The organism is Streptomyces sp. NBC_00669 (assembly GCF_036226785.1).
GTDB lineage: Bacteria > Actinomycetota > Actinomycetes > Streptomycetales > Streptomycetaceae > Actinacidiphila.
Genome location: NZ_CP109018.1, coordinates 4,581,019 through 4,606,637 on the forward strand (window position 1 = coordinate 4,581,019; position 25,619 = coordinate 4,606,637).

Below are 25,619 nucleotides of genomic sequence, written 5' to 3' on the forward strand. Positions count from 1 at the left end.
TGTGACGTGCGGTGCGGTACCGCTCGGCCTATTCGGCCGCGGTGACCGCGTGACCGCCGAACTCGTTGCGCAGCGCGGCGATCATCTTCATCTGCGGCGAGTCCTCCTGGCGGGACGAGAAGCGGGCGAAGAGGGACGCGGTGATCGCGGGCATCGGCACCGCGTTGTCGATCGCGGCCTCCACGGTCCAGCGGCCCTCACCGGAGTCGTCCGCGTAACCGCGCAGCTTCTCCAGGTGCTCGCTCTTGTCGAGCGCGTCCACGGCCAGGTCGAGCAGCCAGGAGCGGATCACCGTACCCGACTTCCAGGAGCGGAAGACCTCGCGGACGTCGGTGACCGAGTCGACCGCCTCCAGCAGCTCCCAGCCCTCGGCATACGCCTGCATCATGGCGTACTCGATGCCGTTGTGGACCATCTTGGCGAAGTGGCCGGCGCCGACCTTGCCGGCGTGCACCGCGCCCGAGTCGCCCTCGGGCTTGAGGGCGTCGAAGATCGGCTGGGCCTTGGCGACGTCCTCGTCCTTGCCGCCGTACATCAGCGCGTAGCCGTTGGCGAGGCCCCACACGCCGCCGGAGACGCCGCAGTCGACGAAGCCGATGCCCTTGGCGGCCAGCTCGTCGGCGTGCTTCTCGTCGTCGGTCCAGCGGGAGTTGCCGCCGTCGACCACGAGGTCGCCGGGGGAGAGCAGCTCGCCGAGTTCGTCGATGGTGGCCTGGGTGGCCGGGCCGGCCGGGACCATGACCCACACCACGCGCGGCCCCTGGAGCGCGTCCACAAGTTCCTTGAGGCTGTGGACATCGGCGAGGTCCGGGTTCCGGTCGTACCCGATGACAGTGTGGCCGGCGCGGCGGATGCGCTCGCGCATGTTGCCGCCCATCTTGCCGAGACCGATGAGACCGAGCTCCATCACTGACCCTTCGTTCGAAGCATTCGACGCGTCACGCCTGACGCGTGACCGCGGCACCTGGCTGGACCGCCTTGCCTGACCTGATCCGACCACGAGCCTACGTCGGCCCGCGTTCCCGGCCTCAGCCGGACAGGCGCACCGGCATGATCAGGTACTTGTACGCGTCGTCGGCCTCGGCGTCGACCGCCGGCCGCCCGCTGAGCAGAGCGGGCTTGGTGGAGGTCGTGAAGGACAGCTGGGCGGCCGGGGAGTCGATCGCGCTCAGGCCGTCGAGCAGGAACGTCGGGTTGAAGGCGATCGAGATGTCGTCGCCGTCGAGCTTGGCGTCGACCCTTTCCACAGCCTGTGCGTCGTCGCTGGAGCCGGCCTCGAGGGTGAGCACGCCCTGCTCGAAGCTCAGCCGCACCGGGGTGTTGCGCTCGGCGACCAGCGCGACGCGCTTCACCGCCTCGACCAGGGGCGCGGTCTCGATCACCGCGACCGAGGCGAACTCGGTGGGGAAGAGCGTGCGGTACTTCGGCAGGTCGCCTTCGAGCAGCCGGGTGGTGGTGCGGCGACCGGCGCCCTCGAAGCCGATCAGCCCCTCACCGTCGCCCGCGCCGGCCAGGGCGATGGAGACGGTGTCACCGCTGGTGAGCGACTTGGCGGTGTCCTGAAGGGTCTTGGCGGGCACCAGCGCGACCGCGGAGATGTCCGCCTGCTCGGGCTTCCACAGGAACTCGCGGACCGCGAAGCGGTACCGGTCGGTGGCGGCCAGCGTGACGGTGTCGCCCTCGATCTCGATCCGCACACCGGTGAGCACCGGCAGGGTGTCGTCGCGCCCGGCGGCGATGGCCACCTGGGCCGCGGCGGCGGCGAAGACCTCACCGGGGACGGTGCCCGAGGCGGTGGGCATCGCCGGCAGCGCCGGGTACTCCTCGACGGGGAGGGTGTGCAGCGTGAAGCGGGAACTGCCGCAGACCACGGTGACCCGCACGCCGTCGGTGGAGATCTCCACCGGGCGGTTGGGCAGCGCCCTGGAGATGTCGGCGAGCAGCCGGCCGGAGACCAGCACGGTGCCCTCTTCGTCGACCTCGGCCTCGACCGAAACCCGCGCCGAGACCTCGTAGTCGAAGCCGGAGAGGCTGAGCTTGCCCTCCTCGGCCTTGAGCAGCAGTCCGGCGAGTACGGGCACCGGGGGACGGGCCGGGAGGCTGCGGGCTGCCCAAGCCACTGCCTCGGCGAGTACGTCGCGCTCCACCCGGATCTTCACCGGAACCGCCTCCTGCTTGTTGCTGGCTGTCGGGGACCAGTCTGACGCACAGGACTGACAGTAGGTGCGGGTTGGCGTCAAGCCGTGACCCGAGCCGCGGGGCGGTGCCGGGCCGAGTTGTGCACACCCCCCGCTTCGAAACGACTTCGCAGCTCTCTATGTGTAGTCGTAGTAGTAGGGGTTGTGGATACCGTGGATAACCGGTTCCTTCGCAGGTCAGGCCCGGTTTTTTATCCACCGCGCCTGTGGGTGACGGCGGTGGATAACCAGGGGCTGCTGTGGACGGCGGAAAGTTGTGCACACCCGATACACAGGGCGACCCGACTTGTCCCCAGCTCCGTCCCCAGAAATACCCGGGTTCTCCCCAGCCCAACCCACCTCCTTGGTGTGACGGCTTTCACTCGTTCGTGGGATCGATCGTGTTTCGTTGCCGAACAGTGGACGAGCATGTGGAGAAGCGGCCCGAAGCTGTGCACAACCCAGGGCATCCTGTGGGCGAGCGGTGGACAACTTCTCATCCCCGGTGCAGGGTTGCCCGATTCATCCACAGTCTGTGGATATGGGTTACCCACATTTCCACACCCCGCTGAGCTGGGCAGACGGCCCTTGAGCCGACTGGCCTGTGGAGACGAATCTGGACAACTCCGGTGTCCCCAGGGTGTGGACGGCGGTCCGGCGACGTTTCTGTGGAGAAACGGATCTCCGGTGGGGGTAATCGAACAGCCGGAAACGGCGAGTGCCCCGGGAGCGGGGCTCCCGGGGCACTCGTGGGCGGTCGTGGGCGGTCGAGGACGCTCGTGGGCGCGGTCGAGGACGGTCGAGGACGCTCGTGGGCGCGGTCGAGGACGGTCGAGGACGCCCCCGCCGTCAGCTCTTGATGCGGTTCGTCAGTTCCGTCACCTGGTTGTAGATGGAGCGGCGCTCGGCCATCAGCGAGCGGATCTTCCGGTCGGCGTGCATGACCGTCGTGTGGTCGCGGCCGCCGAAGAGCGCACCGATCTTCGGCAGGGACAGGTCGGTCAGCTCACGGCACAGGTACATCGCGATCTGCCGGGCGGTGACCAGCACCCGGCTGCGGGAGGACCCGGACAGGTCGTCCACCGCGAGCCCGAAGTACGCGGCCGTCTCCGCCATGATGGCGGTGCCGCTGATCTCCGGTACCGAGTCGTCGCCGCCCGGGATCAGGTCCTTCAGCACGATCTCGGTGAGCTGGAGGTCGACCGGCTGCCGGTTGAGGCTGGCGAAGGCGGTGACCCGGATCAGCGCGCCCTCCAACTCGCGGATGTTGCGCGAGATCCGCGAGGCGATGAACTCCAGTACCTCCGGCGGCGCGTTGAGCTGCTCCTGCACCGCCTTCTTCCGCAGGATCGCGATCCGCGTCTCCAACTCGGGCGGCTGGACGTCGGTGATCAGGCCCCACTCGAACCGGTTGCGCAGCCGGTCCTCCAGGGTGACCAGCTGCTTCGGCGGCCGGTCGGAGGAGAGCACGATCTGCTTGTTCGCGTTGTGCAGGGTGTTGAAGGTGTGGAAGAACTCCTCCTGCGTCGACTCCTTCTGGGCCAGGAACTGGATGTCGTCGACGAGCAGGATGTCCATGTCCCGGTACCGCTTGCGGAAGGCGTCCGCCTTGCCGTCCCGGATGGAGTTGATGAACTCGTTGGTGAACTCCTCCGAGCTCACGTACCGCACCCGGGTGCCCGGGTAGAGGCTGCGCGCGTAGTGCCCGATGGCGTGCAGCAGGTGTGTCTTGCCGAGGCCGGACTCCCCGTAGATGAAGAGCGGGTTGTACGCCTTGGCGGGTGCCTCGGCGACGGCGACCGCGGCCGCGTGCGCGAAGCGGTTGGACGCGCCGATCACGAAGGTGTCGAAGAGGTACTTGGGGTTCAGCCGCGCGGTCGGCTCGACCGCGCCGCCACCGTTCCCGCTGCCGGGCTGCTCGCTGCGCGCGGCCGGCACCCCGCCCGGCTGCTGGTACCCGGCCGGCGGCACGTACGACTGCGGACCGCCCTGGTGCGGGCCGGAGCGGCCCTGCTGCTGGTGCCCCTGGTGCGGCACGCTCGGGTAGCTGTCGCGCGGCTCGGGCCGGTAGCGCCGCTCGTCGTACGGCTCCGGGCGGCTGTCGTACGACTCGGACCTGCCGCCGTCGTAGGAGTCCCGGGGGGAGCGCCGCTCGTCATAGGAGTCGCGGCGCACCTCGTACGGCTCGCGTTCCTGGAACTCGACCGGTGCGGGCACGCCCCAGCTGCCGAGCTTGGGCTGCTGCCAGTCCTGGCGGTCGTCAGGGTAGGCGGGGCGCATCCGCATCTCGTGGGCGCCGAGAGGGTCGCGGGCGTCGTGCTGGTCGCGGGGGTCCCGGCCATCGCGCGCGTCCCGGGGGTCCCGGCTGTCGTGCTGGTCGCGGGAGTCGTGCATGTCGCGCTGGTCGTGGTCGTCGGCTGTTTCCACGGGAGGCCGGGGCGGGTGATCCTGCTCGCCGCCCGAGGCGACCGCGATCGCGATCCCGACCGAGTGACCGAACTCACTGCTGAGCACCTTGGTGATCAGCGGCAGCAGCCGGCCCTCCAACACGTTCTTGGCGAACTCGTTGGGAGCGGAGAGCACCGCGGTGCCGGCCACCAGGGCCAGCGGCTGGGTGCGCTGCAGCCACTCCGTGTCCTTGGGTTTCAGCTCGCTGTCCACCAGGAGCTTCTGCAGGACCCGTGGCCACACTGCGGCAAGATCGGCAGTCACGTCGGCCACAGTGCACGCTCTCTCGGGTCGCTTGGTGGTGCGGAAAACTCCCGCGAAAGTGTGAACCTCCGGAGGGGCGGGGAGTGTACGAAGTTCGGTACCTGGATGAGCCCGGAGTCCAGTCACGGTAGTCAGGCCAGTGTGCGCGGTTCAAGTCGTTGTCCACAGGGTGTGTACAAACCTCGGGGTGTCGCGGCCGGGTTTGACCGGATGGCCTAGCCGCACGTACCGTATCGAGGTCGAGTTGTCGATGGCTGCTGCCGCCTGCCTACCGATGGGCGAAGATCTTCCGGGTGCCTCCGGCCTCCGGGTGGTTGTCAAAGCGGTACACCCGATCAGTCCGCGAGCTTCCTCGTGGGCGCACGGTGACAGCCAGGCGACGCACCGCTGCCATCCCGATCCCCCTGGAGCCCCAGAGTGAGCAAGCGCACCTTCCAGCCGAACAACCGTCGCCGCGCGAAGACCCACGGCTTCCGTCTGCGCATGCGGACCCGCGCCGGCCGTGCCATCCTCTCGACCCGCCGTGGCAAGGGCCGCGCCCGCCTGTCCGCCTGATTGCCACAGGTCTCATGCCGTGCTGCCCACCGAGAATCGGCTGAGGCGGCGCCAGGACTTCGGCGAAGCGGTTCGCCGTGGACGCCGGGCGGGTCGCCCGCTGCTGGTCGTCCATCTGCGCCGCGACGCCACGGACCCGCATGCGCCAGGGGGAGGCAGTCCCCCGGCGCGTGCGGGTTTCGTCGTAAGCAAAGCGGTCGGCAACGCCGTGCAACGCAACCTGGTCCGGCGTCGACTGCGTCATCTGGTCCGGGAACGTCTGCCGCTGCTGCCCCCCGGTAGCCTTGTGGTAGTACGCGCGCTCCCCGAGGCGGGAAGCGCGGACCATGCACAGCTAGCCCTCGACCTGGACGCCGCGCTCCAGCGGTTGCTGGGCCGTGACACCCGTGGCGACGCCGAGGGGAGGGTGGCTCGATGAAATACCCACTACTGGCACTGATCAAGCTCTACCAGTGGACGATCAGTCCCCTGCTCGGCCCGGTGTGCCGGTACTACCCCTCCTGCTCGCACTACGGATACACGGCCATCGACCGGCACGGCGCCATCAAGGGAACCGCGCTGACCGCGTGGCGCATCCTGCGGTGCAACCCCTGGTCGCCAGGTGGCGTGGATCACGTCCCGCCGCGTAAGCGGCCGCGATGGCACGAACTGCTGCGCCGCTACCTGCGGGGCGGCTCCGACGGGCCCGTCACGCCCGAGCCCACCGGACCCTCTCACGCCCAAGGAGCCTGACCGTGGGGATCTTGAACCCCCTCTATGACGCCGTTTCGTGGATCATCGTCCAGTTCCACTCGCTGTACAGCCTGGTTTTCGACAAGGACAGCGGTTGGGCGTGGGGTCTGTCCATCGTCTCCCTGGTGGTCCTGATCCGGACGGCGCTGATCCCGCTCTTCGTGAAGCAGATCAAGTCCACCCGGAACATGCAGGTGCTCCAGCCGAAGATGAAGGCGATCCAGGAGCGCTACAAGAACGACCGGCAGAAGCAGTCCGAGGAGATGATGAAGCTGTACAAGGAGACGGGTACCAACCCGCTCTCCTCGTGCCTGCCGATTCTGGTCCAGTCGCCGTTCTTCTTCGCCCTGTACCACGTGCTGAGCAATGTGGCGAAGGGCCACGAGGTCGGCGTGATCCACATGAACCTCGTGGAGAGCGCGAGCAAGGCGCACATCTTCGGCGCCCCGCTGCCGGCGAAGTTCCTGGACTCCACCGCCACCCTGGCGCACCTGAACACCAGCCACGCCGAGGTACGCACCGTCACGATCATCATGATCGTGCTGATGTCGTTCTCGCAGTTCTACACGCAGCGCCAGCTGATGACGAAGAACGTGGACATGTCGGTGAACACGCCGTTCATGCAGCAGCAGAAGATGCTGATGTACGTGTTCCCGCTGATCTTCGCGGGCTTCGGCATCATCGCCCCGGTCGGTGTGCTGCTGTACTGGCTGACCACCAACGTCTGGACGATGTGCCAGCAGCTGATCGTCATCCGGCGCAACCCCACCCCGGGCAGTCTCGCGTTCAAGCAGCGGCAGGAGCGGCTGCGGGCCAAGGGCAAGCTGGTGGAGCCGCCCGAGGAGGTCAAGGCGAAGGAAGCGGTCGAGCAGGCGCGCGCCAACCGCACCCAGCCGAAGCGGCAGAGCAAGTCCCAGCGGACCTCCGGCGGGACCGCGACCAGCACGCGTACGGCTGGTGGCTCCGGTTCCGGGACCGCGACGTCCGGGAAGGCGTCCGACGAGTCCGACGCTTCCGGTGGGTCCGGCGGGTCCGGCGCCTCGAAGTCGTCCGGCGGTTCCGGTGCCTCCAAGTCCTCGGGTGCCTCGAAGTCGTCCGGTGCGTCGAAGTCTTCCGGTGGGAAGCAGTCCGGCGGCGGGAAGGGCGGCGCGCCCCGCGCGGGCGCGCCCAGGGCCGGTGCGCCGCGGGCGGGCGGTTCCAAGCAGGGCGGCGGTGCCTCGGGCAAGCAGTCCGGCGGCGCGAAGCCCAAGCCCGGCAACCTGTCGAAGAAGAAGTAAGAGGAGAGTCCAGGCGTGAGCGACGTCAACACGACCACGGCACCCGAAAGCGGCTCGTCCGCCGGCCTGACCCGGCTGGAGCAGGAGGGCGAGATCGCTGCGGACTACCTCGAGGGTTTGCTCGATATCGCCGACCTCGACGGCGACATCGACATGGATGTCGAGGGCGAGCGTGCGTCGGTGTCGATCATCGGCGACGGTGGCAGCCGTGATCTGAACAAGCTGGTCGGGCGGGAGGGTGAGGTCCTGGAGGCGCTGCAGGAGCTGACCCGGCTCGCGGTGCACCGGGAGACCGGCGAGCGCAGCCGGCTGATGCTGGACATCGCCGGGTTCCGCGCCCACAAGCGGGCCGAGCTGGCGAAGCTCGGCGCGAGCGCGGCGGCGGAGGTCAAGCAGACCGGTGAGCCGGTGAAGCTGGACCCGATGACGCCGTTCGAGCGCAAGGTCGTGCATGACGCGGTCGCCGCGGCCGGTCTGCGCAGCGAGTCCGAGGGCGAGGAGCCGCAGCGCCGCGTGGTCGTTCTGCCCGCGTAGCACCGCGACCGGCCCGCCCGCGCACCTGCGCGTGACCGATCCGTCGGCCCCGTCTGTTCGCAGACGGGGCCGAACCTTGTAACCCTGATGGTGTACGTCTGCCTTCCCAGCGCCTGGAGAACCGAGGCGCGGACATCCGAGGAAAGGACCGCCCCCGTGACCGAGGCAGCAGCGGAGCTTCCCGCGCCGCCCGAGCAGGCCAAAGAGGTCTTCGGCGACCGGTTCGGCGATGCGGTGCGCTACGCCGGGCTGCTCGCCGACGTGGGGGTCCAGCGTGGGCTGATCGGCCCGCGCGAGGTGCCCCGCCTGTGGGAACGACACCTGCTGAACTGCGCGGTGCTCTCCGAGGTGGTCGAGGCGGACGTGTCGGTCTGCGATGTCGGCTCCGGTGCCGGGCTGCCCGGTATCCCGCTGGCACTGGTCCGGCCGGATCTGGAGATCACCCTGCTGGAGCCGCTGCTGCGGCGGACCACCTTCCTCGAAGAAGTGGTCAGGCTGCTCGATCTGGCGAACGTCACGGTGGTGCGCGGCCGGGCCGAGGAGATGGTCGGCCTGCTGGCACCGGTGGACGTGGTGACCGCCCGCGCGGTGGCCCCGCTGGAACGGCTGGCCGGCTGGGGTCTGCCGCTGCTGCGGCCGCACGGTGAGATGGCCGTCCTCAAGGGCGACACCGCGGAGGAGGAGCTGAAGGCGGCCCGAGCTGCCCTCGGCCGGCTCGGTGCGGTGGGCGCGACGGTGGTGCACGTCGGCGAGGGCGTCGTCGAGCCGCTCTCCACAGTGGTCCGGGTCCAGGTCGGTGAGAGCCCCGGAGGGGTACGGGCGGCCAGCAGGCGGGCCAAGGCGGCGCGCGCACACCGTGCCTCGCGCAACGGTGCGGGCGGCCGGCGCCGGCGCTGAGGGCAGCGGTCCATCCTCAGTCTGTCGCCGCCGCCCGCGTCATCTGGCGGCGGCGACGTTCGTGAAGCCCCCGGGCCGTCTCCCAGGTCGGCTTTCTACGCCATCCAACCGGCCAAAACGGAACAATCCGGAGTGTCTACGGAGTTAGTGTCGCGCCGCTGTGCATCGTGTTCCACGTGAAACGTCGCTCACTGCTCCCCGGAGTTCTCACCCGTGGCCGCGCCGCGGCCGAAGCGCATGCCAGTAAACCCGTCAAGAAGACTCCTCCTGTGGATAGTTCTCGGGATTTATCCACAGGCGGCCGGGGCTCGCTGGTTCAGCACCCCTCAGGCATGGCAGGCTCTCCTCATAGCGAGCCTGAAGTCGAGGAGAGTGAGTCCTTGCGGTCCGACGCCAACATTGCGGGACCGATGGCCGATCCGGTCCCCGGTCCCCGCTCAGCTGAAACCGCCGGAGGACCCCTGTCCGGGCCCCCGGGGTACGGGAGCGATGTTTCACGTGAAACATTGCCTCCCATGGATGACACCCCTATTGGCCGCGCGGCCCAGTTGGCCGTCGAAGCGCTCGGCCGCGCCGGCGAGGGGCTGCCCAGACCTGCCCAGACCCGGGTGATGGTGGTCGCCAACCAGAAGGGCGGGGTGGGGAAGACCACCACCACCGTCAACCTGGCGGCCTCCCTGGCACTGCACGGCAACCGCGTTCTGGTGATCGACCTCGATCCCCAGGGCAACGCCTCCACCGCGCTGGGCATCGACCACCACGCCGAAGTCCCGTCGATCTACGACGTCCTGGTGGAGAGCAAGCCGCTCTCCGACGTCGTGCTCCCGGTCGCCGATGTCGAAGGGCTCTTCTGCGCACCCGCCACCATCGACCTGGCGGGTGCGGAAATCGAACTCGTCTCCCTGGTCGCTCGTGAGAGCCGGCTACAGAAGGCGATCGAGGGCTATGAACAGCCGCTGGACTACGTGCTGATCGACTGCCCGCCCTCGCTCGGCCTGCTGACGGTGAACGCCCTCGTGGCCGGCGCCGAGGTGGTCATCCCGATCCAGTGCGAGTACTACGCGCTGGAGGGTCTGGGTCAGCTCCTCAAGAACGTCGACCTGGTCCGTGCCCATCTCAACCCGCGGCTGCACGTCTCCACGATCCTGCTGACGATGTACGACGGCCGGACCCGGCTGGCGGCCCAGGTCGCGGAGGAGGTGCGCACCCACTTCGGCAAGGAGGTGCTGCGCACCAGCATCCCCCGGTCGGTGCGTATCTCGGAGGCGCCCAGCTACGGCCAGACCGTGCTCACCTACGACCCGGGTTCCAGTGGCGCCCTCTCCTACCTGGAGGCGGCCCGGGAGATGGCCCTACGGGGCCTTCCTGCCAACATCGCGGTCGAGTACGACCCGGAGCACGCCGAACAGCACCAAGAGCACAACCCGCACAGTATGTCGGAGGGGATTCAGTGAGTGATCGACGCAGAGGGCTCGGCCGTGGTCTTGGCGCGCTGATCCCGGCCGCGCCGCAGTCGGCCGGTGGCACGTCCGCGAACCAGGCGACGTTGGACCGCGGTGTCGCCGCGGCCAAGGTGGCCGGACTGACGGACCGCCGCGCGGCCGAGGCCGTACCCGCGGTGGTGGACATCCCTGTTTCACGTGGAACCGAACCGGACCTGTCCGGGGCGGAGGCGCCGGTCACCGGTGCCTACTTCGCGGAACTCGCGTTGGATGCCATCACCCCGAATCCTCGGCAGCCGCGAGAGGTCTTCGACGAGGACGCCCTCAACGAACTCATCACCTCCATCAAGGAGGTGGGCCTGCTCCAGCCGGTGGTGGTGCGGCAGATCGACACCGCTCGCTATGAGCTGATCATGGGTGAGCGCCGATGGCGCGCCTGCCGGGAGGCGGGGCTCGAGCGCATCCCGGCGATCGTTCGCGCCACCGACGACGAGAAGCTGCTGCTGGACGCCCTCCTGGAGAACCTGCACCGGGCTCAGCTCAACCCGCTGGAGGAGGCCGCGGCTTACGACCAACTGCTGCGTGACTTCGCCTGCACCCATGAGCAGTTGGCCGACCGGATCGGCCGCTCCCGCTCGCAGGTGTCCAACACGCTGCGCCTGTTGAAGCTCTCGGCACCGGTACAGCGCCGGGTCGCCGCCGGGGTGATCTCGTTCGGGCACGCCCGGGCGCTGCTCTCCCTGGACGATGCCGACGAGCAGGACCGGCTGGCCCATCGGATCGTTGCCGAGGGGCTGTCGGTGCGCGCGGTCGAGGAGATCGTGACGCTGATGAACAGCGAGCCCACGACCGCCCGTAAGGTCGCCGCACCGCGGGCCGGCCGTCGGGTCTCGCCGGCGCTGACGCACCTTGCCACCCGGCTCTCAGATCGCTTCGACACCAGGGTGAAGGTCGACCTGGGTCAAAAGCGCGGAAAGATCGTTGTGGAGTTCGCCTCGATAGAGGATCTGGAGCGCATCCTGGGATCAATGGCCCCCGGTGAGGGCAAGGTCCTGGAGAACCGGCTGGAGGCCGAATCCGAGGACGGTGACGACGCCGAGGACAGCGCCGAGTGACCTGTCGGCACCCCGGCAGGCTGCGCCGGGGTGCCGACAGGCTGGTTGGCTGACAGAAACGGGGTCTTCGCCAGATGGGACGTCGGCTCGCACCGCTCACTCTCGACAATCTCACCGACCTTCCCAAACCGTGTCGACGCTGTGTCTTCTGGGAGCTCGATCCGGTCAGCGGTGAAGCGGCCGTCAAGGCAGGCCGACCCGAACTGGAGAAGGAGTCCTGGATCTCCGCGGTGCTGCTGGAGTGGGGCTCATGCGGCCGACTGGTCTACGTCGACGAGATGCCGGCCGGCTTCGTGCTCTATGCCCCGGCCGCCTATGTGCCTCGCTCCACCGCCTTCCCCACCAGCCCGGTGTCGGGAGACGCCGTCCAGCTGATGACGTCCCGGGTGCTGCCGGGCTTCCAGGGGCAGGGGCTCGGCCGGGTACTCGTGCAGACGGTCGCGAAGGATCTGGTCCGCCGTGGCTTCCGGGCCATCGAGGCGTTCGGCGACGCCACGTGGGAATCCCCCGACTGCGTGCTCCCCGCCGACCATCTGACCGCCGTGGGCTTCAAGACGGTACGGCCGCATCCGCGCTTCCCCCGGCTGCGGCTGGAGTTGCGCACCGCGCTCTCCTGGCGGGAAGACGTCGAGATGGCGATCGACCGCCTGCTGGGAGCGGTACAGAAAGAGCCGGCCTTGCGGCCGCTGTGACCGCTGCGACCGCTCCAACGATGGAGACGCAGAAACGGCGGTGGTCGTGTTCCACGTGGAACACGACCACCGCCGTTTGCTTCGGCCCAGCGGGCCTGGAGCTGTGTCAGCCGATGAAGTCGGCCAGGTCCCTGACGAGGGCACCCTTCGGCTTCGCGCCGACGATGGTCTTCACGACCTCGCCGCCCTTGTAGACGTTGAGTGTCGGGATCGACATGACACCGTACTTGGCGGCGGTCACCGGGTTCTCGTCGATGTTGAGCTTGACGATGGTGATCTCGTCCGCGTGCTCGGCCGCGATCGCCTCAAGCGACGGGGCGATCTGGCGGCACGGGCCGCACCACTCCGCCCAGAAGTCGACCAGCACGGGCTTGTCGCTGGCGAGGACCTCCTCCGCGAAGGTTGCGTCCGTCACGTGCTTGGGCTTGGTGTCGCCCGTGGTGTTCTCGGCCACGGCGGGCCTCCTCAGGTTTCGGTGCGTATGAGAGGGAGTGCTGACGCGAGGTCAGGCGGTCTTCTCGGCGTCGGTGAGCGCCGCGAGGTAGCGCTCGGCGTCGAGCGCGGCCGAGCAGCCGGTGCCGGCAGCGGTGATCGCCTGGCGGTAGGTGTGGTCCACCACGTCTCCGGCCGCGAACACCCCGGGGACGTTGGTGCGGGTGCTCGGCGCCTGCACGGTGAGGTAGCCCTCGGCATCCAGGTCGAGCACACCCTTGAAGAGCTCGGTCCGCGGGTCGTGGCCGATCGCGATGAACAGCCCGGTGACCGGCAGCTCGGAAGTGTCGCCGTTCGTCGTGTTCCGCAGCGTCAGGCCGGCGAGCTTGCCGTCACCCTTGATCTCCGCCACCTCGCTGTCCCAGACGAAGGAGATCTTCGGGTCGGCGAACGCCCGCTCCTGCATCGCCTTGGACGCCCGCAGGCTGTCCCGGCGGTGCACGATCTTCACCGACTTGGCGAACCGGGAGAGGAAAGTCGCCTCTTCCATCGCGGTGTCGCCACCACCGATCACGGCGATGTCCTGGTCGCGGAAGAAGAAGCCGTCACAGGTGGCACACCACGAGACGCCGCGACCGGAGAGCTGGTCCTCGTTGGGGAGGTTGAGCTTGCGGTGCTGCGAGCCGGTCGTGACGATGATGGCCCGCGCCTGGTGGACCGTGCCCGCCGAGTCGGTGACCGACTTGATGTCACCGCTGAAGTCGACCGCGACGACATCGTCCGGAATCAGCTCGGCACCGAAGCGCTCGGCCTGGGCCCGCATGTTGTCCATCAGATCCGGGCCCAGGATGCCGTCCCGGAAGCCGGGGAAGTTCTCCACCTCGGTGGTGTTCATCAGCGCACCGCCCGCGGTCACGGAGCCTTCGAAGACCAGCGGGTTGAGAGAGGCACGCGCCGTGTAGAGCGCCGCGGTGTACCCCGCAGGCCCTGAGCCGATGATGATCACGTTACGGACGTCGGTCACGGATGTTTTCCTCGTCTCTGCGAACTACTGCGGGGCCCTGGCTGGACTCTCGTCCTGCCTAACGGATACTACGGGCCCGGCATTCCCCTGTCGGTACGCCGCTCGTGTGCTCGTCCGGGACCGGCTACCGACGCGGGTAGGTGCCCTGGAAGAGCACGGTGCCCGGAGCATCGGCCGAGCAGGAGGCATCGACGACGAACGCGTCCACCAGCCCGCTGTCGGCCGGGTGCGGGAGCACCACAAGATACGAGTCGGTGCCCTGGTAGCGGTCCTTGCCGACGGCCAAGGGCGCCTGGGTCCGATGCGTGGCCTTGAACACACATGAAGGCGCGTCGGCCACCACGTGACCCTGGCTTTGGTCTTCACCGTTGCTCGGCGTCGAGCCGGTGCCCTGGCCGGTCCCGTTGAACATCGGGGACACGCCATCGTTGGGGGCTGTGGTGGAACCGCCGCCGGCCCGGTTCGGGGAGTAGGGGTCGGCGAGCAGTTGCCGTACCTGGTCGGCGATCGAACCAGTCGCCCGAGTGGAGTCCGATCGCTTGGCGCCGGCGGCACTCGAGGCACTGGCGTCGCTACTCGACGAGTTCTGCCCGGCCGACACCACGCCGTAGATGATGCCGCCGAGCGCGAGGACTCCGACTGCCCAGCCCGCCGCGAGCGTGAAAGCCCGCCGCCGACGGCGTCGGTCGGATCGGTCGGAACGCCCCGGCCCGGTATCGGTGGTGGGACGACCGGCGGGAGCGGCGGATGTTCCACGTGGAACACGGCTCGCGCCGCTCGGCGATGTTCCACGTGGAACATCGCGCTGTGGAACATCGGGCCGACCGTTGTCGTCGGTTGCCGCCTCGGCCGCGAGCGCCGCGTCGATCCGGTCGGCCACGTCGGCGGGCATCTGCTCGTCCGCCGTCAGTTCGCCGAGCAGGCTGCTGATCTCCGTGAGGGAGACCAGGACGTCGGCGCAGAGCGGGCACTCCGCCAGGTGCAGGCGGACCTCGACCGCCCGCTCCGGTGCGAGCAGGTCCTCGGTCAGGTCGGAGAGCTCCGTGACCTCGGGATGCGGCCTGCTGTCCGGTGCCGATGTCATCGGTGTCCACCTCCGTCCTGCGTCGATCCTGTCGGTGGGACGGATGTCCCCTCCGCCCGGTTCCGTCCGTCCTCCGGGGCAGGCCGCTGCCCGGGAGGCCGATCAGCGGATGGCCGGCCGGCCGTCGGTGCGGATGGAGCGACCGGTGCTTCTTCCGTGCCGGCCCGCAGATGGCGCAGGAGCGGCAGCAGACGGGCCCGGCCGCGGGCACAGCGGCTCTTCACCGTGCCGGTCGGCACATCGAGAACCGCGGCGGCCTCGGCGACCGGATAGCCCTGCATGTCGACCAGCACCAGCGCGGCACGCTGTTCGACGGGGAGGGTGGCGAGCGCCGCGAGCAGTTCCCGGTGCAGTTCGCCGCGCTCCGCTGGCGCCTCCGCGGACTCGTGCGGCTCCATGAGCGCCTCGAGGCTCTTCTCGTCCGTGACCGGCGAGGTGCGCCGGGAGGAGGCCCTGCGGACCCGGTCCAGGCAGGCGTTCACGGTGATGCGGTGCAGCCAGGTGGTGACGGCCGACTGGCCGCGGAAGGTATGGGCGGAGCGGAAGGCGGACACCAGCGCGTCCTGGACGGCGTCAGCGGCTTCCTCGCGGTCCCCCAGGGTGCGCAGGGCAACTGCCCAGAGCCGATCCCGGTGACGCCGTACCAGCTCGCCGAAGGCGTCAGGATCGCCCGCGACATGGCGGGCGAGAAGCTCGGCGTCCCCGAGTGCGCTTCCCTCCACTGCAGCCCCCCTCGTCCGCTGACCGTCGGGCGCTCAGCCCGTGACGTGGATCTCGGACACCTGGCCACGGAAGTGGCCGTCCGAGGTGGGCGGCAGAGTGGTCAGCCAGACCAGCAGGAAGCGTGTGGTCACCTTGCTCTTCGGGGTGAGCTTCGCCTCCGTGCCCGAACCGCTGGCGACCTTGGTGAAGGTGTCGAAGTCGGTCGGCATCGTGGACGTGCCCGCGGGTGCCGCCATCAGGTCCACCGAGGTCTGCCCGACGAAGTCCACCTTCACGCTGCCGACGTTCTTGGCGCTGCCCAGGTCCAGGATCAGTCCGACTCCCGACTTGAGGTTGCCGAAGTGGGCGTCCGTGTACCAGCTGGTCTCCCAGGAGGTGCCCGGACGGTTGTCGTAGGCGAACTTCACCTGCGTCGGGTTCTCGCCGCCGTCCGAACCGAACGGGTCGTAGTCCTTGGCCGTGACGATGGGGATCGGCCCGGCTGACGGTCGCGCCGATGCCTGGCCGCCCTTCTGACCGGTGGGCGTCGGGGTGGCCGAGTGCCCTTCCCGGGATTGCAGGGTGTCCGCGAGCTGCCAGCTGCCGAGGCCGATCGCGACGATCAGCAGCGCGGCCACAGCCCACTTGAGCACCTGGCCGGTGCGGCCCGGCAGTGCGGGCGGCGGTCCGGCGATCACGGGCGCCTGGCGGGGAGCACCGGCCCTCGGCGGTGCCGGGGGCTGCTGGAAGGATGCCACTCCGTAGGCCGGTGAGGGCTGCTCCGGGGGCCGGATGCGCGGGATGCCCGCGACGACCTTGGCCAGCTCCTCCGGGGTGGTGCAGGGCGGCTCCTCGCGAGAAGCGGTGGCGCCGTCGTTGGCGAGGGCCCGCATCGCGATCTCCGACAGGCCGCGGTGGACGCCGGCCCGGACCTGGTCGGGGGCGATCAGGCCGACGCCCTTGGGCAGGCCGGTCAGACCGTGGGCGTCCTCCTCGTACGGCCAGCGCTGGGTCAACGCGGCGTACAGCAGCGCGCCGATCGCCTCGGTGTCCTGCCGCCGCTGCTGGTCCGACTTCAGGCCGCGCAGCGCCGCGGCGACGGCGAGCCCGCGGATGCGGTACTGGCCGGAGACCGTGCGCAGTACCGCGCCCGGGTCGAGCCGCAGATGGGACAGGCCCTCGCGATGGGCGGCCGCCATGCCCTGGGAGACCTGGCTGACCATCTGGTACGCCTCGTGCGGCTCCAGCGGGCCGGTCCTGAGCAGATCCCCGAGCGAGACGGCGTCGGGCAGCCATTCGTGGATCACGTAGACGAGGTCGTTGTCCTCGACGGCGTCGAGGACCTGGACGAAGCGGGGGTCGCCGAGCAGGGCGGCGGAGCGGGCCGCGGCCATCACCGGACGGGCCTGCGGGTGGTCGGCGGGCAGTACGTGGACGCCGACCGCCCGGCGCAGCTTCTCGTCGACCGCGCGCCAGCTGCTGAAGCCGTCGACCCGGGTCACGCATTCGGCGAGCTGGTAGCGGCGGGCCAGCTTGTGGCCGCTGTGCAGATCGGGAGCGGTGATCCGGGGCTTGGCCGGAGCAGGGGCGGGCGCGGGCGGCGCCGTGGCCGTCTTGGTGGCGGTCTTGGCGGACTCGGGGCTCGGCTGCGCGGGTTCGGCGGGTCGATCGGCGCCGGCGGCCTTGGCGGGCTTGCCGGCGGGCGCTACGGGCTCGGCCGGCGGGACGGCTTCGAGGGGTTCGGTCGGCTCGGCGGGACCGGTGTCCTCGTCAGCGGCCTCGATCCGTACGGTGTCCTGGGCCGTGCTCTCGCTCGGCGGCCCCGCGATCGGTTCGGCGGCCGGTTCGGTGTCGGGCTGCTCCTGGGCTGTGGTGTCCTCGGCGGTGCCGCTGGTCTGCTCGTCCGTCGTGGTGCCGTCGGGAGTGGCGCTGCCCTGCCGGGCGGAGGACGAACCCTCGCCGCCCTCGTTGGCCACTCCGACGGCGGCCGTGCTCCGATCCGCCACCGTCGTTCCTGCCTCCCCATCCATTGCACGTTCTCACGTCACGCCGATGACAATTGTGCCCGCACTCCGGCTCTATGCACGACACACAGCCCACCATGATGGTTGTGCGGTACGGAGCGGGAAAGCCGGGGCACGTGTTCAGCGGCCGAGACGACCCCGCACCATCCCGATCATCGCGGTCATCTCCTCGATTCTCATCCGCTTGGCCGCGATCACGAACACGCCCAGCAGCAGCCCGCCGCCGACCACCAGAGCGGCCATCGAGCCGGCCGCGCCGCTGCCCAGGGCCTTGAGGATGACGACCACGGCGATCCCGGCCACGGCCGCCGCGGGCACGCAGGCGCCGGTGAGCCGGGCGTAGGTGCGCATGACCCGCTTGCCGTCCAGGTCGCCCTGCAACCGTCCGCGCAGCCGCTTGGCGGCCACCCCGACACCGACCGCGTACGCGAGGCCGTAGGAGAAGGCCATGCCGACGACGGCCCACCGGGTGGGCAGGATGAGGAAGGAGATGACGGAGGCGATCGCGTTGACCGCGGCCACCACCACCGTGTTGTAGAAGGGGGTGCGGGTGTCCTCGAAGGCGTAGAAGCCGCGCAGGATCACGTACTGGGCGGAGAACGGGATCAGCCCGACTCCGAAGGCCATCACGATGAAGCCGATGTTCCGGGCGGACTCCGCGCCGGTGCTGGCGTACAGCAGGCCGCACATCGGCACGCCCAGCGCCAGGAAGGCGAACCCGGCGGGCACGATCGCCACCGCCGATGTCCGCAGGCCGTAGGAGATGTCGTCGCGGACCGAGGCGATGTCGCCGTCGGCGGCCGCCCGGGAGATCCGCGGCAGTACCGCCGCCATCACCGAGACGGTGATGATGGCCTGTGGCATCTGCCAGATCAGCAGGGCGTTGTTGTAGGCGGTGATGCCTGTGCCCTGGTAGCCGCTCTTGTCCGCGTCGGCGCCTGCCCAGGTGGCGAGCTGGGTGACGACGATCAGCCCGGCCTGGTTGGCCAGCACGAAGAAGAACGTCCACTTCGCCAGCTTGGCGGTGTGGCCCAGGCCGTGGCCGCGCCAGTCGAAGCGCGGCCGGAACTTGAAGCCCGCGTCCCGTAGGTACGGCAGCATCGACAGCGACTGGACCACCAGGCCCAGCAAGGTGCCCATGCCCAGCAGCCGTGCGCCTTGCGGGGTGATCGTGCTGGAGTCCATCCGGGTGCTGCTGAAGGGGCCGTAGACCCAGATGAACATCAGGAAGGTGAAGATCACCACGATGTTGTTGAGCACCGGCGTCCACATCATGGCGCCGAACCGGCCGCGGGCGTTGAGCACCTGCCCCATCACGACGTGCACGCCCATGAAGAAGATCGTCGGCAGGCAGTAGCGGGCGAAGGAGATCGCCACCTCGTACGAGTCGGGGTTCTGCGCGATCTTCGGGGACATCATCTTGACCAGCAGCGGCGCTCCGGCCACGGTGATCGCCACGATGCCGCCCAGCACCACCATGACCACGGTCAGCAGCCGGTTGGCGTAGGCCGCGCCGCCGTCCTCGTCGTTCTTCATCGCGCGGGCGAGCTGCGGCACGAAGACGGAGTTCAGGCCGCCGCCGATGGTGAGGATGTAGATCATCGTCGGCAGCACGTTGGCGACCGCGTAGGAGTCGCCGAGGGTGGCCACACCGATCGCGGCGGCGATGACCAGGGTGCGCACGAAGCCGGTCACCCGGGAGACCAGGGTGCCGGCGGCCATGAGCGCGCTGGACTTGAGGATGTTGCCGGCCTTGCCACCGCTGGTGGGCGCGACGACCGGGATCTGACCGGTGGCGTCCCGCGGCGGCAGTCCGGTGCCCTCCACCGGGGCCCCGGCCGGCACCCCGGCCGGGGCCGGCTGACCGGGCTGCGGCTGGTACGCCGGGGCGTATCGGGGGTCGGCGTAGCGCGGGTCCACATAGCCGGCGCCGCCGGCGCCCTGGCCGTACTGCCGGGGATCGACCTGCTGCGGGTCGACGTAGCCCTGCTCGACGTACTGGTGGTCGCCCTGGTAGGTGGTCGGCTGCCCGTACGGCTGTTCCTCGTACGCTGGCTCGGAGTAACCGGTGCCTTCGTTGTCGGGGACCTGCGGGTAGCCGTACGGCTGGGCGTAGCCGGGCTGGGGCTGCTGGTAGTAGCCCTGGCGCGGGTCCTGCGGCTGCTGGTACGCCTGCTGGTAGCCCTGCCCCTGCTGCTGCGGGTCCTGCTGCGGTGGGGCGTACCCGCCCTGCTGCTGGTCGCGGAAGAGGTGCTCGTAGGAGTCGAAGACCGGAATCGCGCCGGTCTGGCCGAGGTCGTCGACATAGAGCGAGGCCGGGTTGTCGCCGTACGTCATCTGCTGGTAGGTCGCGGGAGACGGCTGCTGCCAGTAGTAGCCGGCCTGCTGCTGAGCTTGCTGAGCCTGCGGGGGGTGCGGCTGCTGCGGGGGGTGCGCCGACTGGTCGTAGAACTGGTCGCCGGACGGGCCGGGCCCCGCGGGGCCCGGCTGGGGGTACTGCTGCGGGTACGGCTGCTGGTAGGCGTAACCGTCCTGCGCATAGGGATCGGGTGGCGCGGCGTGCTGCTCGGGCGTGTGAGGCATCTGGCCCGCAGCGTCGCGATCACCGTCGTACGGCGCGTTCATCAGTGCCCCACCTTATTGTCCGCTGGCTATCCGTCCACTTTCTCACCTGCCGGGGACGGCTCGGTGCTGTCCTGGCCGGTGTCAGCTGCAGGGTCACCCGGCTGCTCGGGCCCGGTGCCGTCGGTGTCACCGCCGCCGTCGCCGTTCGCTCCGCCGTTCGTGCCGCCTTCCGCGGCTGCGTGGCGTTTGCGCTGACGATAGATCCGTACCCCGGCGAGCACCAGAAGCAGCAGACCGGCCGCGATGATCAGCATCACCAGGTCGGTGACGTTGGTGAGCTGGACCTTGAAGTCCACGGTGCCGCCGTACAGCGCGCCGTTCTGGGTGTAGAGGTGTGCGGTGATCTGCGCCGGACCGTTGGCGCTCGCCGTGGTCTGGAATTTCAGGGTACGGGTATGGCCGCCGTCGATGGTGATCGGCTGCTGCGGGTCCTTGATCTTGAGCCGGATGTTGGAGTTGGAGCTGAGCCGCAGCACCAGGCCGTTGATCTGCTGGCCCAGCTCGTTCTTCACGGTGACCGGAATGGTGCCGCTGCGGCCGGAGAGTGTGAGATTGGACTTCTGCAGGATGTGGACCGAGTCGATCAGGTCGGTGAGGTAGGTGCCGATCGAGTCGCGGTACGCCTTCTCGCCGCTGTCGTCGCCGCGCCACCCGGTGGAGGTCGCCCGCAGCATCGCGTTGCGGAACGGCACGGTCACGCGGTCCTTGATGGTGAGGATCACCACGAAGTCGTTGAGGTTGAGCTGCACCTCGTGGAGTTGCCGGAAGGCGTCGACGGGCAGTTCCTGCTTGCGCAGCGACTTCGGGTAGGCGCTGGACGAGGGAACCTTGTGGTTGGCCTTCGGGTCGGCCTTCGCCTTGGCGGCGGTGCCGTAGTCGGCCGACTCCGCCCACTGGCTGCTGTCCGCCGCGGCGATCGCGACCGCCATCGCCTTCGCCTGCGCGATGCTCGGCATGCGCTGCGGTGCCACCACGATGCTGCGCTGCGTGTCCGGCGCCTCGAGGGTGATCAGCAGGGTCTGCGCGAGGTAGTCCTGGATCGCGAGGCCGGCGTTCTGCGGCTTGCTCATGTCGCCGTCGAAGTCGGTGGACAGCACCGCGTCGGTGTTCACCGCGGTGGTGCCCCCGCCGATGGAGCGGGCCGAGGTCGGGGTGTGGTCGAGCGTCGCGTGCTCCCGGAGGGAGTCGTTGCGCGTGATGATCTGGTCGGCGCCGGAGGCCCGCGCCACGGACACCACGGACGGGTCGATCGCGCCGTCCACCGGCCAGGCCACGTTGGTGAGGGACTGGACGCCGAGGATGAGGTCGACCGTGGTCTTGCCCAGGGCGGTGCCGGTCTTCACCAGGTTGAGGTCGCTGGTCTGTCCCTTGGCGTGGTGGGCGAGCGAGGCGATGTCCGGATCGCCGAACGGCAGCGCCACCACCTGGTGACCGGCGACGGCCGTCTTGAGTGAGTTCAGCCACTGCTTGGCCACCGTCGAGCCGGTGCCGTCGGTGGGGTGAGTGACATCACCACCTGGTCCGGCCACCCGGTAGGGCTTCGTCATCGCCTCGACGGTGGCCAGCAGATCGGGGTCGATGACCCACGTGACCGGCAGGGTGCTGCCGAGCCTGACCATCTCGTCGAGCCGGCCGCCCGGCTTGAGCTCCTTGACCAGGTCGTCGTCGGTGAAGATCGGGCTCTGCTGGGAGTCGCTGTCCCCGCGCGGGTCGACGTGCGGCCGGTCCGTGAGCGGCCACAGATTGGTGAGCCGGGTCGACTTCGCGCCGCTGCTGTTGCCGTACCAGGGCAGGAAGACCCGCTTGATGCCGAGGACGTGGTCGGCCGGCACCTCGGCGTTCTGTCCGTCCAGCGCGATACCGACCACGTACACGCCGCCGGAAGGACCGAGGTAGAGGGCGCTCACCGGGATCTTCATGGTGAATTTCGCGCTCTGACCGGGCGCGAGGTCCGGCATGGTGACCTGGTGGCCGTTGATGTCCTTGCCGTCCAGGGTGACGTCGAATCCGGTCCTGGACTCCTCGCTCAGCAGCGCGCTGCGCGTGTGCACCGCTCCGCCGGGCGGCACGTGGGCGGCCATCCGCGCATCGGTGATCTTCGACTTGCCGTTGTTCACCACGGTGCCGGTCACCGTGATCGAGTCGCCCGAGGACGGGATGCGGGGGCTCAGGTCGGTGACGGTCACCGCGGCCGCACGCGAGCCGGTGGCGGCCGTTGCCGCCAGTTCCGGGGCGGCGTGCGAGGTGGTGGCTCCCACGGCCTGCAGCAGGCCGGTGAGGAGCGCGGCTCCGGCAAGGAGTGCTGTGCCCCGCAGCAGCCGTCGGCGCGGTGCCGTCGGAGCCCTACCGGCTGCCTGTGCCGCCTCGCCCACGCGCTCGCCCGTCCCTCGTTCGTCGTCTGCCGGTGGGTGCCACCGGTCGGTCGTCCGTCTGCCTTGTGCGTCCTGCGGAAGTGCGTGGTGGCATGTTAACGATCGTCGAGGTGTCCAAGTGCTGTGCGTCCGCCACAGGTACGCCACAGCTCGTGGGAAACCGGCGCGCCAGGGCCCGCCCGCGCCCCGTACCCTTTGACGTTGTGCCGAACGTCAGCAATGCCGCCCAGACCCCGCAGGCCCACCACCGGATCGAGCCGGTGGCCGAAGACCTCGGCCGGTTGTTCAGCGCCGCCGGTTTCAAGCTCGCCTTGGTCGGCGGCTCGGTCAGGGACACCCTGCTCGGCAGGCTCGGCAACGACCTGGACTTCACCACCGATGCCCGTCCCGAGCAGGTACTGAAGATCCTGCGGCCGTGGGCGGACGCGCTGTGGGAGGTCGGCATCGCCTTCGGCACGGTCGGTGCCCGCAAGGACGTGCCCGCTGGCGAGGGCGAGGAGGCCAGGAGCTTCCAGGTCGAGGTGACCACTTACCGGTCCGAGGTGTACGACCGGACCTCGCGCAAGCCGGAGGTCTCCTACGGCGACACCATCGAGGAGGACCTGGTGCGCCGGGACTTCACGGTGAACGCGATGGCCGTGGCGCTGCCCGAGACGGAGTTCGTGGACCCCTACGGCGGCCTGGACGACCTGGCGGCCCGGCTGCTGCGTACGCCGGGTACCCCGGAGTCGTCGTTCTCCGACGACCCGCTGCGGATGATGCGAGCGGCCCGGTTCGCCGCCCAGCTCGACTTCGAGGTGGCGCCCGAGGTGGTCGCCGCGATGACGGCGATGGCCGACCGGATCACGATCGTGTCCGCGGAGCGGGTCAGGGACGAGCTGAACAAGCTGCTGCTCTCCGACCACCCCCGCAAGGGCCTGCGGCTGCTGGTGGACACCGGGCTCGCCGATCAGGTGCTCCCCGAACTGTCGGCGCTGCGGCTGGAGCGGGACGAGCACTTCCGGCACAAGGACGTGTACGAGCACACCCTGACCGTGCTGGAGCAGGCGATCGACCTGGAGACCGACGGACCCGATCTGGTGCTGCGGCTGGCCGCGCTGCTGCACGACATCGGCAAGCCGCGGACCCGTCGCTTCGAGCCGGACGGCCGGGTCTCCTTCCACCACCACGAAGTGGTGGGCGCCAAGATGACCAAGTCCCGGATGACGAAGCTGAAGTACCCCAACGAGCTGGTGAAGGACGTCTCCCGGCTGGTCGAGCTGCACCTGCGCTTCCACGGCTACGGCAGCGGCGAGTGGACCGACTCGGCCGTACGCCGCTATGTGCGAGACGCCGGCCCGCTGCTGGAGCGGCTGCACCGGCTGACCCGCTCCGACTGCACGACCCGCAACAAGCGCAAGGCCGCGGCGCTGTCCCGTACCTATGACGGGTTGGAGGCGCGGATCGCCGAACTTCAGGAGCGCGAGGAGCTGGACGCGATCCGTCCGGATCTGGACGGCAACCAGATCATGGGGATTCTCGGGGTCCCACCGGGCCCGGTGGTCGGCAAGGCGTACCAGCACCTGCTGGAGCTGCGGCTGGAGAACGGCCCGCTCGGCGAGGACGCGGCCGTGGCCGCGCTGAAGGAATGGTGGGCGGCGCAGAGCTGATGCCGGCGGGAAGCTGGCTGAGGTCGAGCGACTCCCCTGCTTAGGGCCTGACGTCGAGAGGCTGCCGCCACGGATTGATGCCGAACGGGTCGATGTTTCACGTGGAACATCGGTCGTCTCCGGTCCGGCGCCCTCAGCCGTTCTGCCTTCAGCCGTTCTCCTCCGCTTCCTGTTCCACGTGGAACATTGCCGGCCGATGTTCCACGTGGAACATCGCGTAGCCGACCCCCGCGTAGATCAGCGCCAGGGCGATCACCAGCATCGAGGAGCGGCCGTCCGACGGCAGGATCAGGGCGGCGATCGCCGCGGCTCCGACAAAGGCCACGTTGAATGCCACGTCATAGAGCGAGAACACCCGGCCGCGGTAAGTGTCGTCGACATGGGTCTGCACGACGGTGTCCGTGGCGATCTTGGCGCCCTGGGTGGTGACGCCGAGCGCGAAGGCGGCCACCATCATCGGAGTCTTCGCGAACGGCAGCGCCAACGGCGGCAGCAGGAGTGCGGACCCGGCCGAGCAGCCGGTGATCCACCCCGCGGTGCCGAACCGGGTGGTGGCCCAGGGAGTGATGACCGCGGCGACGAGGAAGCCGGCAGCGGACAGACCGAGGGCAAGGCCGAGCAGGGCGAGGCCGGCGTTGCTGTCGGACGGGTCCGACCAGGCATAGCGGCACAGCATCAGCAGGGTGACGGTCAGGGCGCCGTAGCAGAAGCGCATCGCCGTCATCGCCGAGAGCGCCTGGCGGGCGGCCGGCCGCTGCCTCAGATGCCCCAGCCCCTCGGCGAGGCCGCGCGCGGTGCCGGCGAGTTCGGCGCGTACCCGGGTGCGGCCGCCCCGGATGTCCGGCCCGAGCAGGTCGCGGCCGAGGGTGAGCGCCGACAGGCCCGCGCACAGGTAGAGCACGGCTGCCAGCAGCACGGTGGCCGCGTCGGCGCCGGTTCCCGCCGCGTGGAAGAGGTGCACGACGAACGCGGCGCCGCCGCCCACCGCGGCGGCGAGGGTGCCCGCGGTGGGCGAAAGGGAGTTCGCCGTCACCAGGCGCTCGCCGTCCACCACCCGCGGCAGTGCGGCCGACAGCCCGGCGAGCACGAAGCGGTTGACGCCGGTCACCGACAGCGCGGACAGGTAGAAGAGCCAGTCGGGCACATGGAGCAGGATCAGCCCGGCGGTTCCGCACGAGAGCACGGCCCGCAGGGCGTTGCAGTACAGCAGCACCTGGCGGCGCCGCCAGCGGTCGAGCAGGACCCCGGTGAACGGGCCGAGCAGGGAGTACGGCAGCAGCAGCACCGCCATCGCGGAGGCCACCGCCCCGGGCGACGCCTGCTTCTCCGGCGAGAACACCACGTAGGCGGCGAGCGCGACCTGGAAGACGCCGTCGGAGAGTTGCGACAGCAGCCGTACCGTCAGCAGCCGCCGGAAATCCGGCAGTCGCAGCAGTACCCGAAGGTCACGCAGAACACCCATGTGCACACCTTCACACGACGGACAGGGCCCCGGGTACGCGCCCCGGGGCCCTGCTCAGTCGTTCGGGTCGGTCGACCGACCGTCACATCGTCGTTCTGTCGGCCACCATTTC

The 25,619-nt window shown here is 69.7% G+C and carries 21 protein-coding genes; 10 read left to right on the forward strand and 11 right to left on the reverse strand.

The window, feature by feature from the left end:
* Positions 1-28 precede the first annotated feature (28 nt).
* The 3 genes from gnd to dnaA all read right to left on the reverse strand — a co-directional run bounded on the left by gnd (position 29) and on the right by dnaA (position 4,898).
* On the reverse strand, positions 29-964 hold the full coding sequence (gene gnd / locus OG896_RS19010; RefSeq protein ID WP_329366983.1) for a phosphogluconate dehydrogenase (NAD(+)-dependent, decarboxylating): 936 nt from the start codon (positions 962-964) through the stop codon (positions 29-31).
* A gap of 64 nt (positions 965-1,028) precedes the next feature.
* Positions 1,029-2,159, reverse strand: coding sequence for a DNA polymerase III subunit beta (dnaN, locus tag OG896_RS19015; RefSeq protein ID WP_328466625.1), 1,131 nt, complete (start codon positions 2,157-2,159; stop codon positions 1,029-1,031).
* Positions 2,160-3,026: 867 nt separating this feature from the next.
* On the reverse strand, positions 3,027-4,898 hold the full coding sequence (dnaA, locus tag OG896_RS19020) for a chromosomal replication initiator protein DnaA (RefSeq protein WP_329366986.1): 1,872 nt from the start codon (positions 4,896-4,898) through the stop codon (positions 3,027-3,029).
* A gap of 408 nt (positions 4,899-5,306) precedes the next feature.
* Between dnaA and rpmH the strand changes: the two genes are divergently transcribed.
* The 9 genes from rpmH to OG896_RS19065 all read left to right on the forward strand — a co-directional run bounded on the left by rpmH (position 5,307) and on the right by OG896_RS19065 (position 12,133).
* Complete coding sequence (gene rpmH, locus OG896_RS19025) at positions 5,307-5,444, forward strand: 50S ribosomal protein L34 (protein WP_103886005.1); 138 nt, start codon at positions 5,307-5,309, stop codon at positions 5,442-5,444.
* Positions 5,445-5,463: 19 nt separating this feature from the next.
* Complete coding sequence (gene rnpA, locus OG896_RS19030) at positions 5,464-5,862, forward strand: ribonuclease P protein component (protein ID WP_328466619.1); 399 nt, start codon at positions 5,464-5,466, stop codon at positions 5,860-5,862.
* Positions 5,859-6,176, forward strand: coding sequence for a membrane protein insertion efficiency factor YidD (gene yidD / locus OG896_RS19035; RefSeq protein ID WP_202234819.1), 318 nt, complete (start codon positions 5,859-5,861; stop codon positions 6,174-6,176). Before rnpA ends, yidD begins: the two co-directional genes overlap by 4 nt.
* A 2-nt stretch (positions 6,177-6,178) precedes the next feature.
* Positions 6,179-7,453 (forward strand): membrane protein insertase YidC, encoded by a 1,275-nt coding sequence (gene yidC, locus OG896_RS19040; protein ID WP_329366991.1) that lies wholly within the window; start codon positions 6,179-6,181, stop codon positions 7,451-7,453.
* Positions 7,454-7,468: 15 nt separating this feature from the next.
* Positions 7,469-7,987, forward strand: a complete 519-nt coding sequence (locus OG896_RS19045; RefSeq protein ID WP_329366993.1) for a Jag family protein — start codon at positions 7,469-7,471, stop codon at positions 7,985-7,987.
* Between the two features lie 156 nt (positions 7,988-8,143).
* Positions 8,144-8,884 (forward strand): 16S rRNA (guanine(527)-N(7))-methyltransferase RsmG, encoded by a 741-nt coding sequence (rsmG, locus tag OG896_RS19050; RefSeq protein ID WP_329366995.1) that lies wholly within the window; start codon positions 8,144-8,146, stop codon positions 8,882-8,884.
* Between the two features lie 332 nt (positions 8,885-9,216).
* Entirely contained in the window at positions 9,217-10,338 is a 1,122-nt protein-coding gene (locus OG896_RS19055; RefSeq protein ID WP_328466606.1) for a ParA family protein, read from the forward strand.
* Positions 10,335-11,441, forward strand: coding sequence for a ParB/RepB/Spo0J family partition protein (locus OG896_RS19060; protein WP_329366997.1), 1,107 nt, complete (start codon positions 10,335-10,337; stop codon positions 11,439-11,441). The genes OG896_RS19055 and OG896_RS19060 overlap by 4 nt, the downstream gene beginning before the upstream one ends.
* 74 nt (positions 11,442-11,515) lie before the next feature.
* Positions 11,516-12,133 (forward strand): GNAT family N-acetyltransferase, encoded by a 618-nt coding sequence (locus tag OG896_RS19065; RefSeq protein WP_329366999.1) that lies wholly within the window; start codon positions 11,516-11,518, stop codon positions 12,131-12,133.
* A gap of 106 nt (positions 12,134-12,239) precedes the next feature.
* Here the strand turns inward: OG896_RS19065 and trxA are convergent, their stop codons facing one another.
* The 7 genes from trxA to OG896_RS19100 all read right to left on the reverse strand — a co-directional run bounded on the left by trxA (position 12,240) and on the right by OG896_RS19100 (position 22,396).
* Positions 12,240-12,587, reverse strand: a complete 348-nt coding sequence (gene trxA, locus OG896_RS19070; RefSeq protein ID WP_329367001.1) for a thioredoxin — start codon at positions 12,585-12,587, stop codon at positions 12,240-12,242.
* A gap of 51 nt (positions 12,588-12,638) precedes the next feature.
* Positions 12,639-13,589: a thioredoxin-disulfide reductase gene (trxB, locus tag OG896_RS19075; RefSeq protein ID WP_329367003.1), complete on the reverse strand. Its 951-nt coding sequence runs from the start codon at positions 13,587-13,589 to the stop codon at positions 12,639-12,641.
* A gap of 124 nt (positions 13,590-13,713) precedes the next feature.
* A complete protein-coding gene (locus tag OG896_RS19080) occupies positions 13,714-14,673 on the reverse strand; it encodes an anti-sigma factor family protein (RefSeq protein ID WP_329367005.1) in 960 nt (319 codons plus the stop codon).
* Positions 14,670-15,395, reverse strand: a complete 726-nt coding sequence (gene sigM / locus OG896_RS19085) for an RNA polymerase sigma factor SigM (protein ID WP_329367008.1) — start codon at positions 15,393-15,395, stop codon at positions 14,670-14,672. The genes OG896_RS19080 and sigM overlap by 4 nt, the downstream gene beginning before the upstream one ends.
* Before the next feature lie 33 nt (positions 15,396-15,428).
* A complete protein-coding gene (locus OG896_RS19090; protein WP_329367010.1) occupies positions 15,429-17,381 on the reverse strand; it encodes a protein kinase family protein in 1,953 nt (650 codons plus the stop codon).
* Positions 17,382-17,519: 138 nt separating this feature from the next.
* The gene (gene murJ, locus OG896_RS19095; RefSeq protein WP_329367012.1) at positions 17,520-19,982 is read right to left on the reverse strand and encodes a murein biosynthesis integral membrane protein MurJ; all 2,463 of its coding nucleotides are present in this window, start codon (positions 19,980-19,982) and stop codon (positions 17,520-17,522) included.
* A gap of 68 nt (positions 19,983-20,050) precedes the next feature.
* Positions 20,051-22,396 carry a DUF6049 family protein gene (locus OG896_RS19100; RefSeq protein WP_329367014.1) on the reverse strand — a complete coding sequence of 782 codons (2,346 nt, stop codon included), beginning with the start codon at positions 22,394-22,396 and terminating at the stop codon, positions 20,051-20,053.
* Between the two features lie 203 nt (positions 22,397-22,599).
* Here OG896_RS19100 and OG896_RS19105 point away from each other — a divergent pair, with 203 nt between their 5' ends.
* Positions 22,600-24,045, forward strand: a complete 1,446-nt coding sequence (locus OG896_RS19105) for a CCA tRNA nucleotidyltransferase (protein WP_329367016.1) — start codon at positions 22,600-22,602, stop codon at positions 24,043-24,045.
* 148 nt (positions 24,046-24,193) lie between these two features.
* Here OG896_RS19105 and OG896_RS19110 read toward each other — a convergent pair whose 3' ends face one another.
* Positions 24,194-25,507: an MFS transporter gene (locus OG896_RS19110; RefSeq protein WP_329367018.1), complete on the reverse strand. Its 1,314-nt coding sequence runs from the start codon at positions 25,505-25,507 to the stop codon at positions 24,194-24,196.
* Positions 25,508-25,619 lie beyond the last annotated feature (112 nt).

Bases quoted from the DNA above. Each gene is read 5' to 3' on its own strand.
- OG896_RS19110 (WP_329367018.1), bottom strand. From the start codon at position 25,507: ATGGGTGTTCTGCGTGACCTTCGGGTACTGCTGCGACTGCCGGATTTC.
- OG896_RS19080 (WP_329367005.1), bottom strand. From the start codon at position 14,673: ATGACATCGGCACCGGACAGCAGGCCGCATCCCGAGGTCACGGAGCTC.
- OG896_RS19065 (WP_329366999.1), top strand. From the start codon at position 11,516: ATGGGACGTCGGCTCGCACCGCTCACTCTCGACAATCTCACCGACCTT.
- murJ (WP_329367012.1), bottom strand. From the start codon at position 19,982: ATGCCTCACACGCCCGAGCAGCACGCCGCGCCACCCGATCCCTATGCG.
- OG896_RS19055 (WP_328466606.1), top strand. From the start codon at position 9,217: ATGGCAGGCTCTCCTCATAGCGAGCCTGAAGTCGAGGAGAGTGAGTCC.
- yidD (WP_202234819.1), top strand. From the start codon at position 5,859: ATGAAATACCCACTACTGGCACTGATCAAGCTCTACCAGTGGACGATC.